The organism is Bacillus sp. CPT56D-587-MTF, assembly GCF_058792335.1.
On record NZ_JBYTEF010000001.1, the window covers coordinates 3,913,057 to 3,930,862 of the forward strand.

The window sequence follows — 17,806 nt, forward strand, 5'->3', positions numbered from 1 at the left end:
GTCAGTCTGTCTCCATGATAATGAATTTATAGTAGTTGTTGCAAGCCCATAACAACAATTCACTGCTCTATCATTCATCGTATTTTAGAAAATATAGAAAAACAAGCCCTTTGCATAAGCAAAAGGCTTGTCATACGGAACTTTATTTTTTCTTCGATAACCAATCAGCTACTTTAGCGGCTTGATCAGCTGGAACTATATTGGCAGGCATATTGCCTTTTCCTTTCGAAAGAATTTCTTTAATTTCATCCTTTGAAAGTTTCCCACCAATTTTTTGCAAGTTAGGTCCAACTGCCCCTTGTAACTGATCACCATGGCAGCTCGTACAGCTTTGCTTCACAATATCTTCTGGTTTTGATGCCGTTTGTGCTGGCTTCCCGCCATTTTTTGCATCAGCTAACTCTTTAGATTTATTTAGCCCCTGAAATGAAAATACAAACATAACGATAATACCCAATGCTGCAATAAGAGCGAACGGAATCAGCGGATTACGTTTCATATCTCTTCTCCCCCCTCTATACCCCTAAATAGTTAGATGATTCAGTCATTTCCATTGTACTTGAAAACGCTCTATCAGAAAAGAGTAAACTACCACTTGTTAAAAATATTCCATAAATTCAGTTTATTGTTTTTTATTGTCATATCGCTTATTATTTCGATAATTATTAACGTTTCTCATCATATTTTTCGCTTTTCTACATATATTTTTGTATAAAATAAACAAAATTAATCGAAAAATCGAAAAATGAGCATTTGCAAATCAAAAGACAATTCTGTAAAATAAATTACAAGAAATTGTAATCGTTGCCGATAGCTAAATTTTAACAAAAATTAACAAAATAAAAAAGTTTACTTCACAATGGTGAAGTAAACTTAAAAAATAACCTATTCTAAGAAATCCTTAAGACGCTTACTACGGCTTGGATGTCTTAATTTGCGAAGTGCTTTTGCTTCAATTTGACGGATACGCTCTCTCGTTACGCCAAATACTTTCCCAACTTCTTCAAGCGTACGAGTTCGTCCATCATCTAAACCGAAACGAAGACGTAGAACATTTTCTTCACGATCTGTTAGCGTATCTAACACATCTTCTAATTGTTCTTTTAGCAATTCATAGGCTGCATGGTCCGCAGGCGATGTTGCTTCTTGGTCTTCAATAAAGTCACCTAAATGAGAGTCATCTTCTTCACCAATTGGTGTTTCAAGAGAAACTGGCTCCTGTGCAATTTTTAAGATTTCACGTACTTTTTCTGGAGCAAGATCCATTTCTTCACCAATCTCTTCAGGAGACGGTTCACGACCTAAATCTTGTAATAATTGGCGTTGTACACGAATTAACTTGTTAATCGTTTCAACCATATGGACTGGAATACGAATTGTTCGCGCTTGGTCTGCAATGGCACGTGTAATAGCTTGGCGAATCCACCAAGTTGCATACGTACTAAATTTGAAACCTTTACGATAATCGAACTTTTCAACAGCTTTAATTAGACCCATATTACCTTCTTGAATTAAGTCTAAGAAAAGCATACCACGGCCTACATAGCGCTTTGCAATACTTACTACAAGACGTAAGTTTGCTTCTGCAAGACGACGTTTTGCTTCTTCATCGCCTTCTTCAATACGCGTTGCAAGTCGAATTTCTTCTTCTGCAGATAGTAAGTCTACACGACCAATTTCTTTTAAATACATACGAACAGGATCGTTGATTTTAACCCCTGGTGGTACACTTAAATCATTGAGGTCAAACTCTTCTTCTGTTTTTGAAATTTGGCGATTATTAGGGCCTTCTTCGTTGTCATTATCACCAACTAAGTCAATGCCTTGTTCACCTAAATATTCATAGTATTCATCCATTTGATCGGATTCAATTTCAAATCCATTCATGCGTTCTGCAATCTCTTCATATGTAAGAACGCCACGTTTTTTTCCGAGCTCAGTGAGTTGTTCTTTCACTTGCTCAAGGGTCATTTCAGTTTCAATTTGTTTAGAACGAGCTGGTTTGTCAGCCATCTGTTCCCCTCCTTACGCGAGATACAAACATTCATTATACTAAAACTTTATCAAAAAAGCTATTTTCTCGCTTTTTGATTTTGTAAATATGCTACATAATATTTAGCAGCCTCTACAGGATCTGTTTTTTCCATTTGTTTCACTTTAAAGATGATCTCCATCTTTTCAAGTTTTTCCTGATGCCGCCTAAGCGTCTCCAAATGGCCTTGTAACACTTCTTCTGTGTATTCTGGATTAATAAATTCATCCGTCGAAATATCAGTGATAATATTTTTCAACTTTTCATCAGAGAGCCAACTTAAAAATGTTCCGACTGAAGGTTCATTTCCCTTTTCATAATATGCGTATAGTTCATATAAAATCCCTTTATGTTCTTCTGTATGAAAATCTTCTATATGGGATTCCATACGAACAGCTACTTCTGCACTTTGCAACATATGGTAAATAATTTCTCTTTCCGCTCTTTCAAAACCTGTTAACTTCGGTTTTGTTTGAACGACTTGAGACGGTTTAGCAACCTGCTTTATTTGTTTTTGCTGTACCTTTTGTTCTTTGCGATATTGGTGCAATTGATTCAAAAGTGTTTCCATTGAATACGAAAATTCTTGCGATAATGACTTCAAATATGACTCTGCCTGCATCGCATCTTGTAACAACGATAACTCTTTTAAAACACTTTTCACATATTCTTCTTTGCCAGACTCATCTTGCAAATTTTTCCCTAAACGCAAATAATTTATTTTAAAACCAACAAAACTCACACTTGATTTCACAAGATTTTCAAAAGCGGTAGTCCCATATTGTTGCACATATTCATCAGGATCAAGCTTATCTGGCAAGGATGTGACTTTCACTTGGCAACCAACTTTTAGCAATAATTGCCCTGCTTTCATCGTCGCTTCTCGCCCTGCTTTATCACCATCATAGCAAAGAACAACAGTTTCAACGTTACGTCGCAGAAGTTTTGCTTGTTCTTCAGTTAAAGCTGTTCCCATTGTCGCAACAGCTTCTTCCACACCACTTTTTACCGCAGCTAGTACATCGGCATATCCTTCAAAAAGAACCACTTGCCCACGCTTTCTAATAAACGGTCTTGCTTGGTGGAAGTTATACAACAATTTACTTTTGTGAAAAATCGGTGTTTCAGGGCTATTTAAATATTTCGGAGTGTCATCCCCTAACGCCCTTCCACTAAACGCTATCACCTTACCTTGTAACGTATAGATCGGGAACATAACTCTTCCACGGAAGCGATCGTAATGACTACCATCCTTCTCACTTCTTATTAGAAGGCCAGCTTGTTCCATACTAGACAGCGATAAACCTCTTTTTTGTAAAATTTTCGTCGCCGCATCCCAAGCAGGTGATGCATAACCAATTTCAAACTTCTCAATCATCTCTTTCGTAATACCACGGTTTAATAAATATGAAAGTGCTTCATTTCCCTCTTCCGTATTTACTAATAAATGATGATAATACTTTTTCAATAATTCATGAGCTTGTTGCATGATGACAGTGTCATCAGATATGTCTTCTTGTTGTCCTTGTCCTGATGTGTACTCTGCAACCGCAATTCCATTTCTTTCGCCTAGCTTTTGAACAGCCTCGGTAAAAGCCAGTCCTTCCATTTTCATTAGAAAGGAAAATACATTTCCACCTTCTCCACATCCGAAGCAATGAAAAATTTGCTTATCAGATGAAACAGAGAATGAAGGAGAATTCTCACCATGAAATGGACAAAGGCCGAAATAGTTACGCCCCTGTTTTCTAAGTTGAACGTATTCACCAATGACTTCTACAATATCGGATGATGTCCGAATCTGTTCAACAACTTCTTCGGGAATTCTGTTCCCCATAACTCCATCTCCGTGTCGTATTTTGTATTCGATATAAATTAAAAAATTCCTTTATAATTCGACAATATTTTTCTAAACTTGTTAGAAAGTGTTGCCGATTACATTGTATAAACGATTTTGAATCTTTCCTATAGGTCCTTTATCTGCATAAATCGCATATACATACTTGCTATATAAAATTGTATACATTTGCTCATCTGTTACAAATGTATCTCTTAGAAACAATACATATACACCTTTTTCCAAGAAGAGTAGCAAGCCACATATACTGTTTGATCTTGAGATCTGTAACTTTTTCATGTTGATCCATATAACAATCAACTCCATTTTGTTCAGTATCTACAATGATCCAATTGCCTTGCTATTTCCTTAAAGGATGAGCATATGATGCGACAAACAAAATTCCGACATGAAATTCCGCTCCAACTTGCACAATTTCAGCCTTCACGGGATATACATCTACACCAACTAATATGTTGTTGATGTTTTGCATATTTCTGTATTCTACATCCCTTCTGTGAATCCTTCCATAATGTGCGTTTTCTTGTATAGATTTTGTCGATTTAACGTAATTACATGTCTTTTTCGTAAATCCTATCCCTAGTTTATTCTGAAAAATTAAAGTCTAAACGTAAAATATAGGTTTTTATCACAATTTTTTATTATAATATATTTTCTTCAACTACGCTACATATCCCTTTATTTTTTCATCTTACATTTCAGGATGACAAACTCACACCTTGAATATACTAAAAGACAAAGGAGTATAAGTATAACCATTACACTACAATCTATTACAAAATCCATAGGTATCATATTTCACACGAGCGAAAAAAGCACATTCACCTTTGGTAAATGTGCTAAAACATTTTTTGGTTTTGCACTGCATTCACAATAATATTTGCTGTTTCTTCAATCGCTTTATTCGATACATCGATTACTTGGCAATTTATTTTACTAATTACTTCCTCAAAATGATCAATTTCTTCTTGAATACGATTAATATTTGCATATGTTGCTCCATCACTTAATCCAAGTGATTTTAATCGTTCTTTTCGAATATGATTTAACTTATCTGGCGTAATTTTCAAACCGAAACATTTTTCTTTTGCCACTTGATATAGTTCTTCAGGTGGGTCAACTTCTGGCACGAGTGGTACATTCGCAACTTTCAAGCGTTTGTTATGAGCTAAATATTGGGAAAGTGGTGTTTTTGATGTACGCGAAACACCAATCAACACGATATCTGCTTTTAAAATACCTCGTGCATCTCTGCCGTCATCATACTTCACAGCAAACTCAATCGCTTCAATCTTTTTAAAGTATTCTTCATCTAACCTACGGACAACACCTGGCTCATATCTCGGCACTTGCCCCGTAATTTCTTCAATTTGATCAATAAGAGGGCCGATAATATCGTATGCCTCTACCCCTTCTTTTGCAGCCTCTGTTACTAAATACTGGCGCATATCAGGCTTAACTAACGTAAAACATATAAGTGCTTGATTACTCTTAGCAATCGAAATCACTTCTTTTAATGTCCCTGTATCTTCTACATACGGTACACGTCTAATATCAGGAGCAAATGGGAATTGCCCCATTGCTGCTCGAACAACCAAATCAGCCGTTTCCCCTACAGAGTCAGATACGACATATACGATTTTATTATCCATTACATTACCTCACTTTAAACAAATTACACTTATTCGTTATTTACTAAATTTACAAACGCACGTGTAATATTTGTTTTTGTAATTCGCCCAATCACTTCTAAACCTTGTTTCGTATCTTTTACAACTGGCATTGCATCAATCTGTCTTTCTATTAATTCCATCGCAATATCATATAAAGAATCCTCTCTACGACACATCGCAATGTTTGGCATCCTTGTCATGATAATATTAACCGGAAGAGAGGTTAAATCCTGCTTTCCTAAGCTCGCTCTTAATAAATCTTTACGAGACACAACACCAACTAATAGAGTCATCCGATCTACAACGAACAATGTACCAACGTCCTCTAAAAACATCGTACAAATTGCATCGTATACGGAAACATTTTTATCAATTACAACCGGTCTAGATTGATAATCTTGTACTTTAATTTTCTTAACAGCTTCAGATAATAGCTGCCCCCCAGTTTTACCCGTATAAAAATAACCTACGCGTGGACGTGCTTCTAAATAACCAGCCATCGTTAAAATTGCTAAGTCTGGTCTTAGCGTCGCACGTGTTAGACCCAATTGCGCTGCAATTGATTCCCCTGTAATAGGACCGTGATCTTTTACAATCTGAATGATATGTTCTTGCCGTTTATTCAGCTCTATGATAATCACCACCTTTAATGCACAACGAAAAAAGTTATACTATCTCTTAAATATTATATACTAAATATGCTATTCGAAAAAGAAAGTATGTAAAAAGGACCGTATACGGCCCAAAATTATATTTGAAACTTATCAAGTTGTTCTAAAAAACGTCTTGATTTCAAATAAATTCCGCAATATTCATCATAATATGTATTCAATACTAAACGCATTTGTTTTTTTGTGCTATCCTTTACCGATACATTTCCGAGCCTATGTAAATCGAAATGGAAGAAAAGACGTAATAATTTATGAACAGCTTCTCCTACCGGTATACGATATGGGTCTTGCTCTGCATGACGTGAGCACAGAAAACCGCCTTCCCTGACGGAGAAGGCGACAAAGTCTGTTTCTTGATGACAAATCGCACATGTATCAAAGTACGGGCGCATCCCTAATACCGGAAGCATTTTCGTTTGATAAATTAATGATAATACTTCTGGATCAACACCCTCACACATATAATGCAACGTTTGATATAACATTTCAAATAAATACGGATTATGTTTTTTATCTTCTGTTGCTTTATCAGTTAACTCAACAATAAATGATGCATAAGCAGTTAAAAATATATCCTCGCGAATTTCTTTCATAGTTGAAATAATCTCGCCTTGTTGCAATGTTCCAAGCCCAGATCCCATTTGAATTAGAAAATGGCCATGTGTCATTAATTGCGACACAGATGCTAATCGGCTTTTCGGTTTTTTTGCCCCTCTTGCCATTGCACTTACCTTACCAAGTTCTCTTGAGAATATTGTAACAATTTTGTTCGTTTCTCCGTAATCTGTCGTACGGATAACGATGCCCTCAACTTTTTGAAACATGTTCGTCACCATCCAAGGTTTGAACAAAACGGGTCAAGAAATTGGAGAGTCTAGATGCGCTAGCTCCTCTTCATGTTGATCCATCTCATCGTTTACGTCTTTTTCCATTTCTTTCAAAAGCAAGTACGTTTCAATGCTTCCTGTTTTGGAGAAAAACTTCCAGGTAAAATCTAGCATAAGAATCCACCTTTCTCAATAAGCGTAGCCTATAAACCAATTTCCTTTGTTGTTATTAAATTGACCCATTTTGTCCATTTTCATGTGAGAAAAATTTTTCCTAATTTATCAAAGTTCATAAAAACCAATAATCAGTGGATGAACCAACCATCCACTGATTACAACTTTACTCTATTTTAGTACTCATCCTCGCGGAAACCTAGGTCACGAAGCTGAGACATTTTATTACGCCAATCTTTTTGCACTTTTACCCATACTTCTAAAAATACTTTAGAACCAAGTAGCGCTTCAATATCAAAACGAGCTCGCTTACCAACTTCTTTTAACATTTTTCCTTGTTTTCCGATGATGATTCCTTTTTGTGATGCACGTTCAACAACAATCGTTGCATTTATATAAACTGCCCCGCCCTCACGCTTTTGAATCGCATCGATAACAACAGCCACAGAATGCGGCACTTCTTCACGTGTTAAATGTAGTACTTTCTCACGAATAAGCTCTGCAATAATAAATCTCTCCGGATGATCCGTTACTTGATTCTCTGGATAGTATTGTGGTCCTTCTGGTAAATACTTTTTAATTGTTCCAATTAAAGCGTCCACATTATTACCGTCTAACGCAGAAATTGGTACAATCTCTGCAAATTCATGTAGTTTACGATATTGATCAATTAACTCTAGTAATTGCTCTGGATGAAGTTGGTCAATTTTATTAATGACTAAAAATACTGGTTGTTTCGTTTCTTTTAATTTCTCAATGATGAATTCCTCACCACGGCCAAATCCTTCAACTGCATTAACCATAAACAGAACAATATCAACTTCTTTTAATGTCGTTTGCGCCATCTTTACCATGAAGTCGCCTAATTTATGTTTAGGTTTATGTATTCCTGGTGTATCAATGAAAATAACTTGTGCATCATTTTCTGTATATACACCTTGAATTTTATTACGAGTCGTTTGTGGCTTATCACTCATAATAGCAATTTTCTGGCCGATAATACGGTTTAAAAATGTAGATTTTCCAACATTCGGTCTGCCAATAATAGAGACAAAACCTGATTTATAACCTTTTCTATTCATGTAAATCCTCCGCTAAAAATGCTCCTGGTAACAATTCTCCGACTGTCGTCTCTTGAACATCACCATGTAAGTTTGATAAGTATACTTTCGTATCCTGTTTACATAATTCTACCATAACTTGTCGACATGCTCCACAAGGAGGTACTGGACGCTTTGTATCTGCTACAACCGCAATGGCTACAAATTCGTTATCCCCTTCAGAAACCGCCTTAAATAAAGCTGTTCTTTCAGCACAATTACATAAGCCATATGATGCATTCTCAACATTACATCCACGATACACTTTTCCATCGCGCGTTAATAATGCTGCACCTACTTGAAATTTAGAATATGGTACGTACGCTTGTTTACGCGCTTCGATTGCTTCTAGAATTAATTGTTTACTATTCATATTCCCGCATCCTTCCTGTTCACAGCTATGAAGAGATACACTCTCTCATTAAAGGCCCTTACGGCACTTCCAAAGCTTAATAAAAGCTTCGGAATGCAACTATACCATATACGGTAAAAAGATAATAGCACCAATTATAACAGCTATAATTGCAAACAATAAAACCGCTCCTGCCGCAACATCCTTTGCAATTTTTGCAAACGGATGAATATCGGCAGTCGCTAAATCTACCGTTTTTTCCACAGCCGTATTTACCATCTCTAAACTCATTACACTCCCTATTACAATAAGTAATATCATCCACTCTATTTTCGTAATATGGAAATAAAAGCCGCAGCATATAACAATGACTGCGGCTAAATAATGGATTTTCATATTTCGTTCATGACGAAAACAAAAGAATATACCAGCTATAGCATATCCAAAACTATCTATAAGTTTTCCTTTTTTCATCGTCCTAATCCAAAAGCTTCTAAAATTTCTTTTTGTCTTCCGAACATTTCTTTTTCATCTTCTTCTGTCATGTGATCATAACCAAGTAAATGTAAAAAGCCATGTAACGCCAAAAATCCAAGTTCACGATCGAAAGAATGTCCGTACTCTTCAGCTTGCTCTTTCGCCCTTGGAATAGAGATAATAAGATCCCCTAACATGCGCGGCATCTCTGCACCAACAATCTCCATTTCTCCTTCTCCCATCTCTTCCATGGCAAAGGATATTACATCTGTAGGTTGATCTTTATCTCGGTAATCACGATTAATTTCTCTAATGCGCTCATTATCTACAAATGTCACCGATACCTCCGCACCATCCTCGATATTTTCCATTTGAGCTGCTTTTTCTAACACTTCACGAATTAAACTCATATACTCTTCTTTTACTTCTTCTGTTTCATCAATAAAATCAATTAACAAATTCATTCTTTCTCCTTTTCTTCCGGAGGTTCCGGATATGTAATACGCGAATGGAAAATACCATTTAACGTTTCACACAACGTTTTTCCAACGATTTGTAGTTCCTTAAACGTCAAATCACATTCACTAAATTGACCGTCTTGCAGTCGATCTTTAATAATACTTTGCACCAAATTATTAATTTGTTCTGGCGTTGGGTGATTCATAGAACGTACCGCAGCTTCTACACTATCAGCAATACCAACAATTGCCGATTCTTTCGAAGTTGCTTTTGAACCTGGATAACGGAACATCTCTTCTGTATATTTTTCTTTATCTTCTTTAATAGCTTTATAATAAAAATATTTCAGTAACGTTGTACCGTGATGTTGCCCAGCGATATCAATAATTTCTTGTGGAATATGATATTCTTCGAGCATTCTTACTCCATCCGTTACGTGAGCAATTATAATATCTTTACTCGTTACAGGATCTAATTTATCATGCGGGTTTTTAATTCCCATTTGGTTTTCAATAAAGAATTGCGGTTGTACTGTTTTTCCTACATCATGATAATATGCCCCTACACGCGCTAATACACCATTTGCCCCAACTGCTTCACAAGCAGCCTCAGAAAGATTCGCTACCATTACACTATGATGATATGTCCCTGGCGCTTCTAACAAAATTCTGCGTAAAAGCGGATGATTTGGACTTGATAGTTCCATAAGCTTCATACTTGATACGATTCCAAGTCCACTTTCTAAATATGGTAAAATCCCCATAGCCAAAACGGATGATATAATCCCTGAAAGTGAAGCCATTAATAATTGCGTACCAATTTCAAGAGGCGAAAAATTCCCATTACGTAATAATAAAAGCGCCGCCAATACGACTACATTTAATACAGAAACGAGTATACCAGCTTGTAAAATCATTGTACGACGATTTTTTTCTCGCAAGAAAATACTAACCGATAACGAACTTAACAATACGTAAATCCCTACACTATAATTTAATGTACTCGTTACTCCTTCATTAAACATAATACTTCCGCATACAGAAAAAATCATACTCGTTAAAAAGACAAATCGATCACCAATCATTAGTTTTACAAGTATTGTTCCCATCGCAACTGGGACAACATATGCAATCCCTGCGTATTCAAGTTTTTGAAACAAACTAATGATTTTCATTAAGACGATTGTGATAGACAAAATTGTAATATACGCTAAAACATACGGTCTATCTTCTCTTTTTCTCTTTAAAAATAATTCAAATTGTTTATGCATAAAGTATAGTAACACACCAATGAGTACCGCTAATCCAACATAAGGTTGAAAACCGTTCCCTTTTTCTAACAAACCAACTAATTTCAACTGATTATACACATCACTTGAAATTGTTTCACCTTCTCTAACAAGAACTTGTCCTTGAAGAATATAAACAGGTGGAACTAAATCTTCCTCTGCTTTTCTCTTCTCTTTCGTTAAGATTGGGTCATAAAAATAGTTAGCTGAAATTGCATATCTTCCTAGCGCCTTAATTGATTCTTTTAAACCATTATCAACATTAACACTATTCATCTCACTTACATATCGTTCTTTCGCATCTTTCAATTCGTCCATTTTAATATGCTCAGTCATGATACTATTAATCGCTGTGACCGCAGCATCTTTCGCTAATACTAATTGGCTCGGATCTGCATTAATCAAATTCAGTAAGTTTGAATCAGATAACTCTTTCGTTAAGTCAGCGGGTAGTTTCTTTTTTAACTTGTCCACTTTCTCAGCATCAGTCATCTTTTTTTGATCATCCGGTCCAACAGCTTTAATCTCTTGCACCACTTCATCCACTTTAGCAAAGACGTCATTCACAATATCAACTTTGTTTTGTTTATACTCACTTTTATATGTATATTGATCTTCAACTTTTGTAGCGGCTTCTTTTTTCTTTTTATCCGTTGTAACTTTATCTTCGATTTTTATAGGAGAATGGATTGTCTTTTTCGCAATAGAATACATATTAACATCTAATTGTTCTGGTTTTACATTATTCATAAGCGCAAAAAACAGCACTGCTCCTAACACAACGTAAGAAATCCAACTTAGTTTTTTCGAATGTTGTAAATTACGAAACCACTTAGAAATTTCTTGAGATCTTGACATGATTTCAATACCTTCTCCTCTCCAGAAATAAAGTGAAACTATTTATAGCTTTCATTTCTTCTACCAAACGATACTTTGAGGCAATATTTTATACACTAGTACCAATAGTTTATTTTCCTTATCTTTCATGATAGTAAAAAATATGACGTTCGCCAACCTTATCATACAAAAAGAAATGATCCTGACAAATAGGATCATTCCATTTTATCATATGCCTCAATAATACGTTGCACCAATGGATGTCTCACAACGTCCGTTTGTTCTAATGTAATAAATGACAGACCTGATACACCAGATAAAATATTAGCAGCTATAGATAGCCCTGATTTTACCCCTTTTGGCAAGTCTACTTGTGAAGGGTCCCCTGTAATAACCATTTTAGAACTAAAACCTAATCTTGTTAAAAACATTTTTATTTGAGCACCCGTTGTATTTTGAGCCTCATCTAAAATAACAAATGAATCATCAAGCGTACGCCCCCTCATATAAGCAAGCGGAGCTATTTCAATTACTCCTCGCTCCATCATACGCTGCGTATATTCTTGTCCAAGAATATCATGTAAAGCATCATATAACGGGCGTAAGTATGGATCTACCTTCTCTTTCAAATCCCCTGGTAAAAAACCTAAATTTTCTCCAGCTTCTACAGCAGGTCTTGTTAAAATAATTTTCTTTACATATCCTTGTTTTAAAGCCCTCACAGCCATTACTACAGCTAAATATGTTTTTCCAGTTCCTGCAGGCCCTATCCCAAAGACAATATCATTCTTCTTCATCGCATGAATATATCTTCTTTGCCCCATTGTTTTTACACGAATGGATTTACCTTTTGCAGTCTTGAAAATTTCTTCCTCATATAACTCTTCAAATTGAGCAATTTTCCCTTGTTGTGCAAGCTGAATCGCATACGCAACATCTCTCTCTGAAATTGATATACTTTTACGAATTACAACAAGTAATTGCTGTAAGATTTTTTCTACGAGTGCCACCGTTTCAACTGCCCCAGATACATGAACAGTTTCTCCTCTAGTTACGATCGATACATTCAGTTCTCGTTCAATTACTTTTAAATGCGCATCATTAACTCCAAAAAGAGCGATTGCTTCGTTAGCATTTTCCAATTGTTGGTTCATTTCTACTAATTGTTCTGCCATTACTCAGTCTCCTTGAATATCGGATTCGGATATTGGTTGTGGCTCTGCAATATTTTCAACCACAGTATAATGCAATGTAACTTTTAGTTGATCCGCCTCAACCTCTTTACTCAAAATCTTATCACTTACAATCATAGCATGTTCATCCAATTTTTTCTTTAGTTCTTTTTCGGCCATCTCCTTCGCTACTTTCAGCGCTTGCTTTTCTGTATATTCTCGATTCGCTTCTTCCTCTTCTCTCACAACATCTTTTTCATATGCAATCGGCAGTGTAAAACCAAATAATTTCACATCATGCTTTACACTTTCAGTACGAGAGCGTTTATACTTATCATGCTGAAATCCCCATATTTTTATTTTCGTATCCCCGAATTTAAGAAAATGTTCATTGTATACATTACCAGTATACACTTGGAATTGCGTCTTTAACGGGACATCCACCTTAGATGTATACCACGTTTCGCCATATACAATACCTTTCGCTGAAACAATCGTCGGACTTTCCTCATTACCATATATTCCCGATACGAGAATCTGTCCTTTTTCTACATGATCATTTTTCAGTACAACCGGCTTTCCAACTTCTACAAACGTTTTTGTAATAATCGCTTCTTTTTTTGCTACTAAATTTTGCGGCCTTTGTTCCTTTTCTTTCTTCGGTTCGTTTTTTTCAACAATTTTAAAATGATAAGTCGTTCCCCTTACTTCTAGTCCCGCCCAAGTAATGGCATTAATATTATCTGTCAAATGGCGTTGTACATCTTCTACATTCGGCATTTGAAATTGTAGCTTCCCTTTTTTAATACCCATTTTATCCAATTCTTTCATCAATATATATTCTGTTTCAGGTTTAGCTCCTGTAATTTCAATTTTCCAAACCATATTTGACATTGCAATCACACCAAAAAAGAAAATTAAAAAACCAATTAAAAATCCACTGTTTTTAATTAAACGTTTATTCCAAAAAGGAAAACCATAACGTCCAATAAAATATAATTTACATTCATTTTTTCTATAAATTGGTTTTATTTTTTTCACATCGCGTAACAACATACAAAAAACTAACGTTTCATCAGCTATCTTTTTAACATCCCAAACTAATAAATTCCTCCGTACACATTCATTAACAAACCGTTCCGCTCCTCTACCTTCAATTCGCACTTTTACATATCCAAGCCACTTTATAAACCATTTATTTTTCATTTACCACCTTCACTACCTTTCTAAAAGTAGATATACTACTTTTTATTTGAAGCATTAAAATAGCTCGTACTAAAATAAAACAGAGTAAAACTGTAATCAGTCTCTATCAACGGAACTTTTACAGGATAAAGAAGAAAAACTTCACAAATGGAAGTTTCACTTCAATCACCTTTTTTTTCATTTTCTAAAAATGTTACTTGCTCAATTATCCCCTCGAGTAAAAGCTCTTCTGGAAGAATCGTTTTAATAACAAAGGATTGTCCTTTAATTAATAATTGACCGTGTTTTAAAAGCAATCGCACTTCTTTATCTGAAAACACTAATAACCCCCGATGATTTTCTATATAAATATGTATTTGCCCAACAAGAGTAATCCGAGGTAGATCCATTAATACATCCACTGGTAGGTCTACTTGTTTTGTCAACCAATTTTTCATTTGTTCTAATTTCTTCATCTCGAAAGACCCCCTCTCATCCCATATATATGTATTTCTTCACAAGTGCCTATCGTGTTATAACGACTTCACTAACATAACTATATTCTGCAAGAGTTCATATCATGTTAATTAAAACAGTCGCTATATGAAATCATATTTGTCAGGACAATGATGGATCAGAGGATGTTACCTTTAATAATAGAAGTATTAATACAAGAATATGCGCCCCTACAGGATATCAGTACAAGTTACATTAAGAAATTGAGCCTAGCGAGAAGTGGGAAACTTGAAAAAACCTGTTACAATTCGTTCTGGACGTGACATACTGACCATAGAATAAGTAGTTGTCATTTATTGGACAACTGAGATAAAGTAAAACTATAATCAATCCTCACCAATCGGGCTACCCGTTAATGCGGGATAAAATCAAAAAAAAAGAAAATTTCTTCACTCTGAATGTTACGTTGTAAGTAAGAATATTTTATAGATGGTTGTTATATGAATTTCAAAAAATATTAGGGTTCATTAAAAAATGAATTAATAAATGAGGAAATACGAAAGGAAATCGGCTTTGGTCAAGAAGTTTTGAATGTTATAAAACAAGTTACCGACAGTAATATCCAGCCATTTTATGCAACTGATGCAAAATCTAAAATAGTTAGAATCTCTTTCGTTACCTTTGAGGATTATGCTGAAGAGCAAGCTATAAAACTTCAATCTGAGTTTCAGAAGGCTCGGTACTTAGCTTTTATTCGCGAAAGAAGTTTTAGTCAAGGAAGTAAGAATAGGTGTAGAATCGGAATTATACAAGGAAATAATAAATTGAAACTTTAACTAGAGGGGTTTCTATCACTTACAGAAACGCTTTTTAAGCAATATAGCGTTTCTCCTTAATAAGAACAATAAAAAAACGTCTCATACGAAATGAGACGTTTTTTTATGCTAATAGCTGGATAACCAGCTTATTCACAAGTGATCCGTCTGTTTTACCTTTTACTTTCGGCATAACAGCAGTCATCACCTTACCCATATCTGCTTTAGAAGTCGCACCAACTTCAGAAATAACTTGCTTGATTACATCAACTAGTTCTTCTTCAGTTAATTGCTCTGGCAAATATGCGCTTAAAATCTGAATTTCACTTTGCAGTTTATTAACAAGGTCTTCACGACCAGCTTTTTTAAATTCAAGGAGGGAGTCCTTATACTGTTTTACTTCACGAGCTAAAACTGTTATTTCCTCTTCTTCAGTAAGAGTATGTTGCAGTTTAATACCTTCATTTTGTAAAGCAGCCTTAACCATACGAATAACGGTTAATTTTTCTTTTTGTTTATTCTTCATCGCTTGTTTCATATCATCGTTTAAACGACCGAGAAGACTCATAACTTACACCCTCTCTTAGAATTTACGCTTTCTTGCCGCTTCAGATTTCTTCTTACGTTTTACACTTGGTTTTTCATAAAACTCGCGCTTTCTTGCTTCAGCAAGTGTACCAGTTTTAGAAACCGATCTTTTAAAACGGCGAAGTGCATCCTCCAAAGACTCGTTTTTACGAACGACTGTTTTTGACATTCTCTTTCCCTCCCTCCGAAACATCACACTTACATACTAACTTCAGCATGCAAAAAGAAACACTTCTTCAGCATGTCTTTTACGATTATAATACATTTTATCACTTCAGGTCAACTATTTGGCAGAATAAAAGAAGAATAGAAGCATTTCCTTTTCAAAAGTTATGCAAATAACTAGTATCCTTCACTGATGAAGACAACTATATTTTTATCATTTCATCTTTTTTCATACAGGGATGCATGAAACGCCTCCCCACCTTCTATTACTTAACCGCTTCAAATAAAGAAAGCATGCAAACCGTTTCCGGTTGCACGCTCTTTTTATGCGCTAGCTGATTCTTTTTTCACATCATCTTCAAGAACACGAACAAATTGCGCTTCGTTATATGGATAACCAGCTTTCGTAATTTTCACTTTCACTAGCTTACCAATTAATTCTTCTGATCCTTCAAATACAATTTTCAAGTAGTTATCTGTATAACCTACATATAACCCTTCACGGTCGCCCTCTTTAAATTGCTCTTCCGGAATGATTTCAAGCACTTCACCTTCAAACGCTGATGCGTACTCTTTCGCTAATTGATTAGATAGCTCAATTAAACGATGAACACGATCGTTCTTCACATCTTCAGGAACTTGATCTTCCATGCGCGCTGCAGGTGTTCCTGTACGTTTTGAGTAAGGGAACACATGTAACTCAGAGAAGCGGTTCTCTTTAATGAAATTGTATGTTTCCATGAATTCTTCTTCTGTTTCACCTGGGAAACCAACGATTACGTCAGATGTAATCGCAAGGCCTGGTAACGCTTCTTTCAAACGATCTAAACGCTCTTGGAAGAATTCCATCGTATATTTACGACGCATACGTTTTAATACAGTATTAGAGCCAGATTGCAACGGAATATGCAAGTGGCGTACAACTACTTCAGATTTATCTAACACTTCAATTACTTCATCTGAAATTTGACTCGCTTCAATAGAAGAAATACGAAGACGTTTTAATCCGCCTACTTCCGCTTCCATATCACGAAGTAATCCAGCTAAGTTATAATCTTTTATGTCTTCGCCGTATCCACCTGTATGAATACCCGTTAATACGATTTCTTTATAGCCTGCATCCACTAATTGTTGCGCTTGTTTAATAACTTCTTTTCCATCACGAGAACGCATTAAACCGCGCGCCCAAGGAATGATACAGAATGTACAGAAGTTATTGCAACCCTCTTGTATTTTTAAAGACGCACGTGTACGATCCGTGAAATAAGGTACATCAAGTTCTTCGTACACACGTGTTTTCATAATATTGCGGACAGCATTAATTGGCTGACGCTCTTTACGGAATTCTTCGATGTAACCTAACATCTTTTCACGATCCTGTGTACCAACTACAATATCCACACCCGGGATCGCCATAATTTCAGCTGGAGATGTTTGTGCATAACATCCCGTTACACAAATAACTGCATCTGGATTTTGACGCACAGCACGTCTGATTACTTGACGGCTTTTTTTGTCCCCAGTATTCGTTACTGTACATGTGTTAATAACATATACATCAGCTTTCTTTTCATATTCTGTTCTTTCATAACCACCTTGTTTAAACAATTGCCAAATGGCTTCTGTTTCATAGTGGTTTACTTTACAACCTAACGTATGGAACGCAACAGTTGACAT

Annotated in this window: 19 protein-coding genes; all 19 read right to left on the minus strand. The window is 35.6% G+C overall.

The features are described 5' to 3' along the window. Window positions 1–142 precede the first annotated feature (142 nt). The 19 genes from cccA to mtaB all read right to left on the minus strand — a co-directional run bounded on the left by cccA (window position 143) and on the right by mtaB (window position 17,806). Window positions 143–499: a cytochrome c550 gene (gene cccA, locus AC3WVZ_RS20160; protein WP_000828141.1), complete on the minus strand. Its 357-nt coding sequence runs from the start codon at window positions 497–499 to the stop codon at window positions 143–145. Between the two features lie 386 nt (window positions 500–885). After that, window positions 886–2,013, minus strand: coding sequence for an RNA polymerase sigma factor RpoD (gene rpoD / locus AC3WVZ_RS20165; RefSeq protein WP_000764065.1), 1,128 nt, complete (start codon window positions 2,011–2,013; stop codon window positions 886–888). A gap of 59 nt (window positions 2,014–2,072) precedes the next feature. Continuing rightward, window positions 2,073–3,869 (minus strand): DNA primase, encoded by a 1,797-nt coding sequence (gene dnaG, locus AC3WVZ_RS20170; protein ID WP_000528221.1) that lies wholly within the window; start codon window positions 3,867–3,869, stop codon window positions 2,073–2,075. A gap of 81 nt (window positions 3,870–3,950) precedes the next feature. After that, the gene (locus tag AC3WVZ_RS20175) at window positions 3,951–4,094 is read right to left on the minus strand and encodes a hypothetical protein (protein ID WP_233935312.1); all 144 of its coding nucleotides are present in this window, start codon (window positions 4,092–4,094) and stop codon (window positions 3,951–3,953) included. Between the two features lie 635 nt (window positions 4,095–4,729). After that, the gene (locus tag AC3WVZ_RS20180) at window positions 4,730–5,542 is read right to left on the minus strand and encodes a pyruvate, water dikinase regulatory protein (RefSeq protein WP_000368944.1); all 813 of its coding nucleotides are present in this window, start codon (window positions 5,540–5,542) and stop codon (window positions 4,730–4,732) included. A 29-nt stretch (window positions 5,543–5,571) separates the two neighbouring features. After that, window positions 5,572–6,204: a transcriptional regulator CcpN gene (gene ccpN, locus AC3WVZ_RS20185; protein ID WP_233936593.1), complete on the minus strand. Its 633-nt coding sequence runs from the start codon at window positions 6,202–6,204 to the stop codon at window positions 5,572–5,574. Window positions 6,205–6,311: 107 nt separating this feature from the next. Then, on the minus strand, window positions 6,312–7,058 hold the full coding sequence (gene recO / locus AC3WVZ_RS20190; RefSeq protein ID WP_000487009.1) for a DNA repair protein RecO: 747 nt from the start codon (window positions 7,056–7,058) through the stop codon (window positions 6,312–6,314). 33 nt (window positions 7,059–7,091) lie between these two features. Beyond that, window positions 7,092–7,235 carry a YqzL family protein gene (locus AC3WVZ_RS20195; protein WP_000883924.1) on the minus strand — a complete coding sequence of 48 codons (144 nt, stop codon included), beginning with the start codon at window positions 7,233–7,235 and terminating at the stop codon, window positions 7,092–7,094. Between the two features lie 176 nt (window positions 7,236–7,411). Next, a complete protein-coding gene (gene era, locus AC3WVZ_RS20200) occupies window positions 7,412–8,317 on the minus strand; it encodes a GTPase Era (RefSeq protein ID WP_001080230.1) in 906 nt (301 codons plus the stop codon). Next, on the minus strand, window positions 8,310–8,708 hold the full coding sequence (locus AC3WVZ_RS20205; RefSeq protein WP_001086283.1) for a cytidine deaminase: 399 nt from the start codon (window positions 8,706–8,708) through the stop codon (window positions 8,310–8,312). The genes era and AC3WVZ_RS20205 overlap by 8 nt, the downstream gene beginning before the upstream one ends. A 99-nt stretch (window positions 8,709–8,807) precedes the next feature. Next, the gene (locus AC3WVZ_RS20210; protein WP_000715464.1) at window positions 8,808–9,161 is read right to left on the minus strand and encodes a diacylglycerol kinase family protein; all 354 of its coding nucleotides are present in this window, start codon (window positions 9,159–9,161) and stop codon (window positions 8,808–8,810) included. Further along, window positions 9,158–9,628 (minus strand): rRNA maturation RNase YbeY, encoded by a 471-nt coding sequence (ybeY, locus tag AC3WVZ_RS20215; RefSeq protein WP_001050397.1) that lies wholly within the window; start codon window positions 9,626–9,628, stop codon window positions 9,158–9,160. The genes AC3WVZ_RS20210 and ybeY overlap by 4 nt, the downstream gene beginning before the upstream one ends. After that, complete coding sequence (locus tag AC3WVZ_RS20220; protein ID WP_000091510.1) at window positions 9,625–11,769, minus strand: HD family phosphohydrolase; 2,145 nt, start codon at window positions 11,767–11,769, stop codon at window positions 9,625–9,627. Before AC3WVZ_RS20220 ends, ybeY begins: the two co-directional genes overlap by 4 nt. Before the next feature lie 194 nt (window positions 11,770–11,963). Next, a complete protein-coding gene (locus AC3WVZ_RS20225; protein WP_000840501.1) occupies window positions 11,964–12,923 on the minus strand; it encodes a PhoH family protein in 960 nt (319 codons plus the stop codon). 3 nt (window positions 12,924–12,926) lie between these two features. Beyond that, window positions 12,927–14,126: a sporulation protein YqfD gene (gene yqfD, locus AC3WVZ_RS20230; RefSeq protein ID WP_000792498.1), complete on the minus strand. Its 1,200-nt coding sequence runs from the start codon at window positions 14,124–14,126 to the stop codon at window positions 12,927–12,929. Window positions 14,127–14,287: 161 nt separating this feature from the next. Then, window positions 14,288–14,581: a sporulation protein YqfC gene (gene yqfC / locus AC3WVZ_RS20235; protein ID WP_000732269.1), complete on the minus strand. Its 294-nt coding sequence runs from the start codon at window positions 14,579–14,581 to the stop codon at window positions 14,288–14,290. A gap of 919 nt (window positions 14,582–15,500) precedes the next feature. After that, window positions 15,501–15,944, minus strand: coding sequence for a GatB/YqeY domain-containing protein (locus AC3WVZ_RS20240; RefSeq protein ID WP_000054562.1), 444 nt, complete (start codon window positions 15,942–15,944; stop codon window positions 15,501–15,503). A gap of 15 nt (window positions 15,945–15,959) precedes the next feature. After that, complete coding sequence (gene rpsU / locus AC3WVZ_RS20245; protein WP_000048061.1) at window positions 15,960–16,133, minus strand: 30S ribosomal protein S21; 174 nt, start codon at window positions 16,131–16,133, stop codon at window positions 15,960–15,962. A gap of 320 nt (window positions 16,134–16,453) precedes the next feature. Then, a complete protein-coding gene (mtaB, locus tag AC3WVZ_RS20250; RefSeq protein ID WP_000108680.1) occupies window positions 16,454–17,806 on the minus strand; it encodes a tRNA (N(6)-L-threonylcarbamoyladenosine(37)-C(2))-methylthiotransferase MtaB in 1,353 nt (450 codons plus the stop codon).

Bases quoted from the DNA above. Each gene is read 5' to 3' on its own strand.
- cccA (WP_000828141.1), bottom strand. From the start codon at position 499: ATGAAACGTAATCCGCTGATTCCGTTCGCTCTTATTGCAGCATTGGGT.
- rpoD (WP_000764065.1), bottom strand. From the start codon at position 2,013: ATGGCTGACAAACCAGCTCGTTCTAAACAAATTGAAACTGAAATGACC.
- dnaG (WP_000528221.1), bottom strand. From the start codon at position 3,869: ATGGGGAACAGAATTCCCGAAGAAGTTGTTGAACAGATTCGGACATCA.
- AC3WVZ_RS20180 (WP_000368944.1), bottom strand. From the start codon at position 5,542: ATGGATAATAAAATCGTATATGTCGTATCTGACTCTGTAGGGGAAACG.
- recO (WP_000487009.1), bottom strand. From the start codon at position 7,058: ATGTTTCAAAAAGTTGAGGGCATCGTTATCCGTACGACAGATTACGGA.
- AC3WVZ_RS20195 (WP_000883924.1), bottom strand. From the start codon at position 7,235: ATGCTAGATTTTACCTGGAAGTTTTTCTCCAAAACAGGAAGCATTGAA.
- era (WP_001080230.1), bottom strand. From the start codon at position 8,317: ATGAATAGAAAAGGTTATAAATCAGGTTTTGTCTCTATTATTGGCAGA.
- AC3WVZ_RS20205 (WP_001086283.1), bottom strand. From the start codon at position 8,708: ATGAATAGTAAACAATTAATTCTAGAAGCAATCGAAGCGCGTAAACAA.
- AC3WVZ_RS20210 (WP_000715464.1), bottom strand. From the start codon at position 9,161: ATGAAAAAAGGAAAACTTATAGATAGTTTTGGATATGCTATAGCTGGT.
- ybeY (WP_001050397.1), bottom strand. From the start codon at position 9,628: ATGAATTTGTTAATTGATTTTATTGATGAAACAGAAGAAGTAAAAGAA.
- AC3WVZ_RS20220 (WP_000091510.1), bottom strand. From the start codon at position 11,769: ATGTCAAGATCTCAAGAAATTTCTAAGTGGTTTCGTAATTTACAACAT.
- AC3WVZ_RS20225 (WP_000840501.1), bottom strand. From the start codon at position 12,923: ATGGCAGAACAATTAGTAGAAATGAACCAACAATTGGAAAATGCTAAC.
- yqfD (WP_000792498.1), bottom strand. From the start codon at position 14,126: ATGAAAAATAAATGGTTTATAAAGTGGCTTGGATATGTAAAAGTGCGA.
- yqfC (WP_000732269.1), bottom strand. From the start codon at position 14,581: ATGAAGAAATTAGAACAAATGAAAAATTGGTTGACAAAACAAGTAGAC.
- AC3WVZ_RS20240 (WP_000054562.1), bottom strand. From the start codon at position 15,944: ATGAGTCTTCTCGGTCGTTTAAACGATGATATGAAACAAGCGATGAAG.
- rpsU (WP_000048061.1), bottom strand. From the start codon at position 16,133: ATGTCAAAAACAGTCGTTCGTAAAAACGAGTCTTTGGAGGATGCACTT.
- mtaB (WP_000108680.1), bottom strand. From the start codon at position 17,806: ATGTCAACTGTTGCGTTCCATACGTTAGGTTGTAAAGTAAACCACTAT.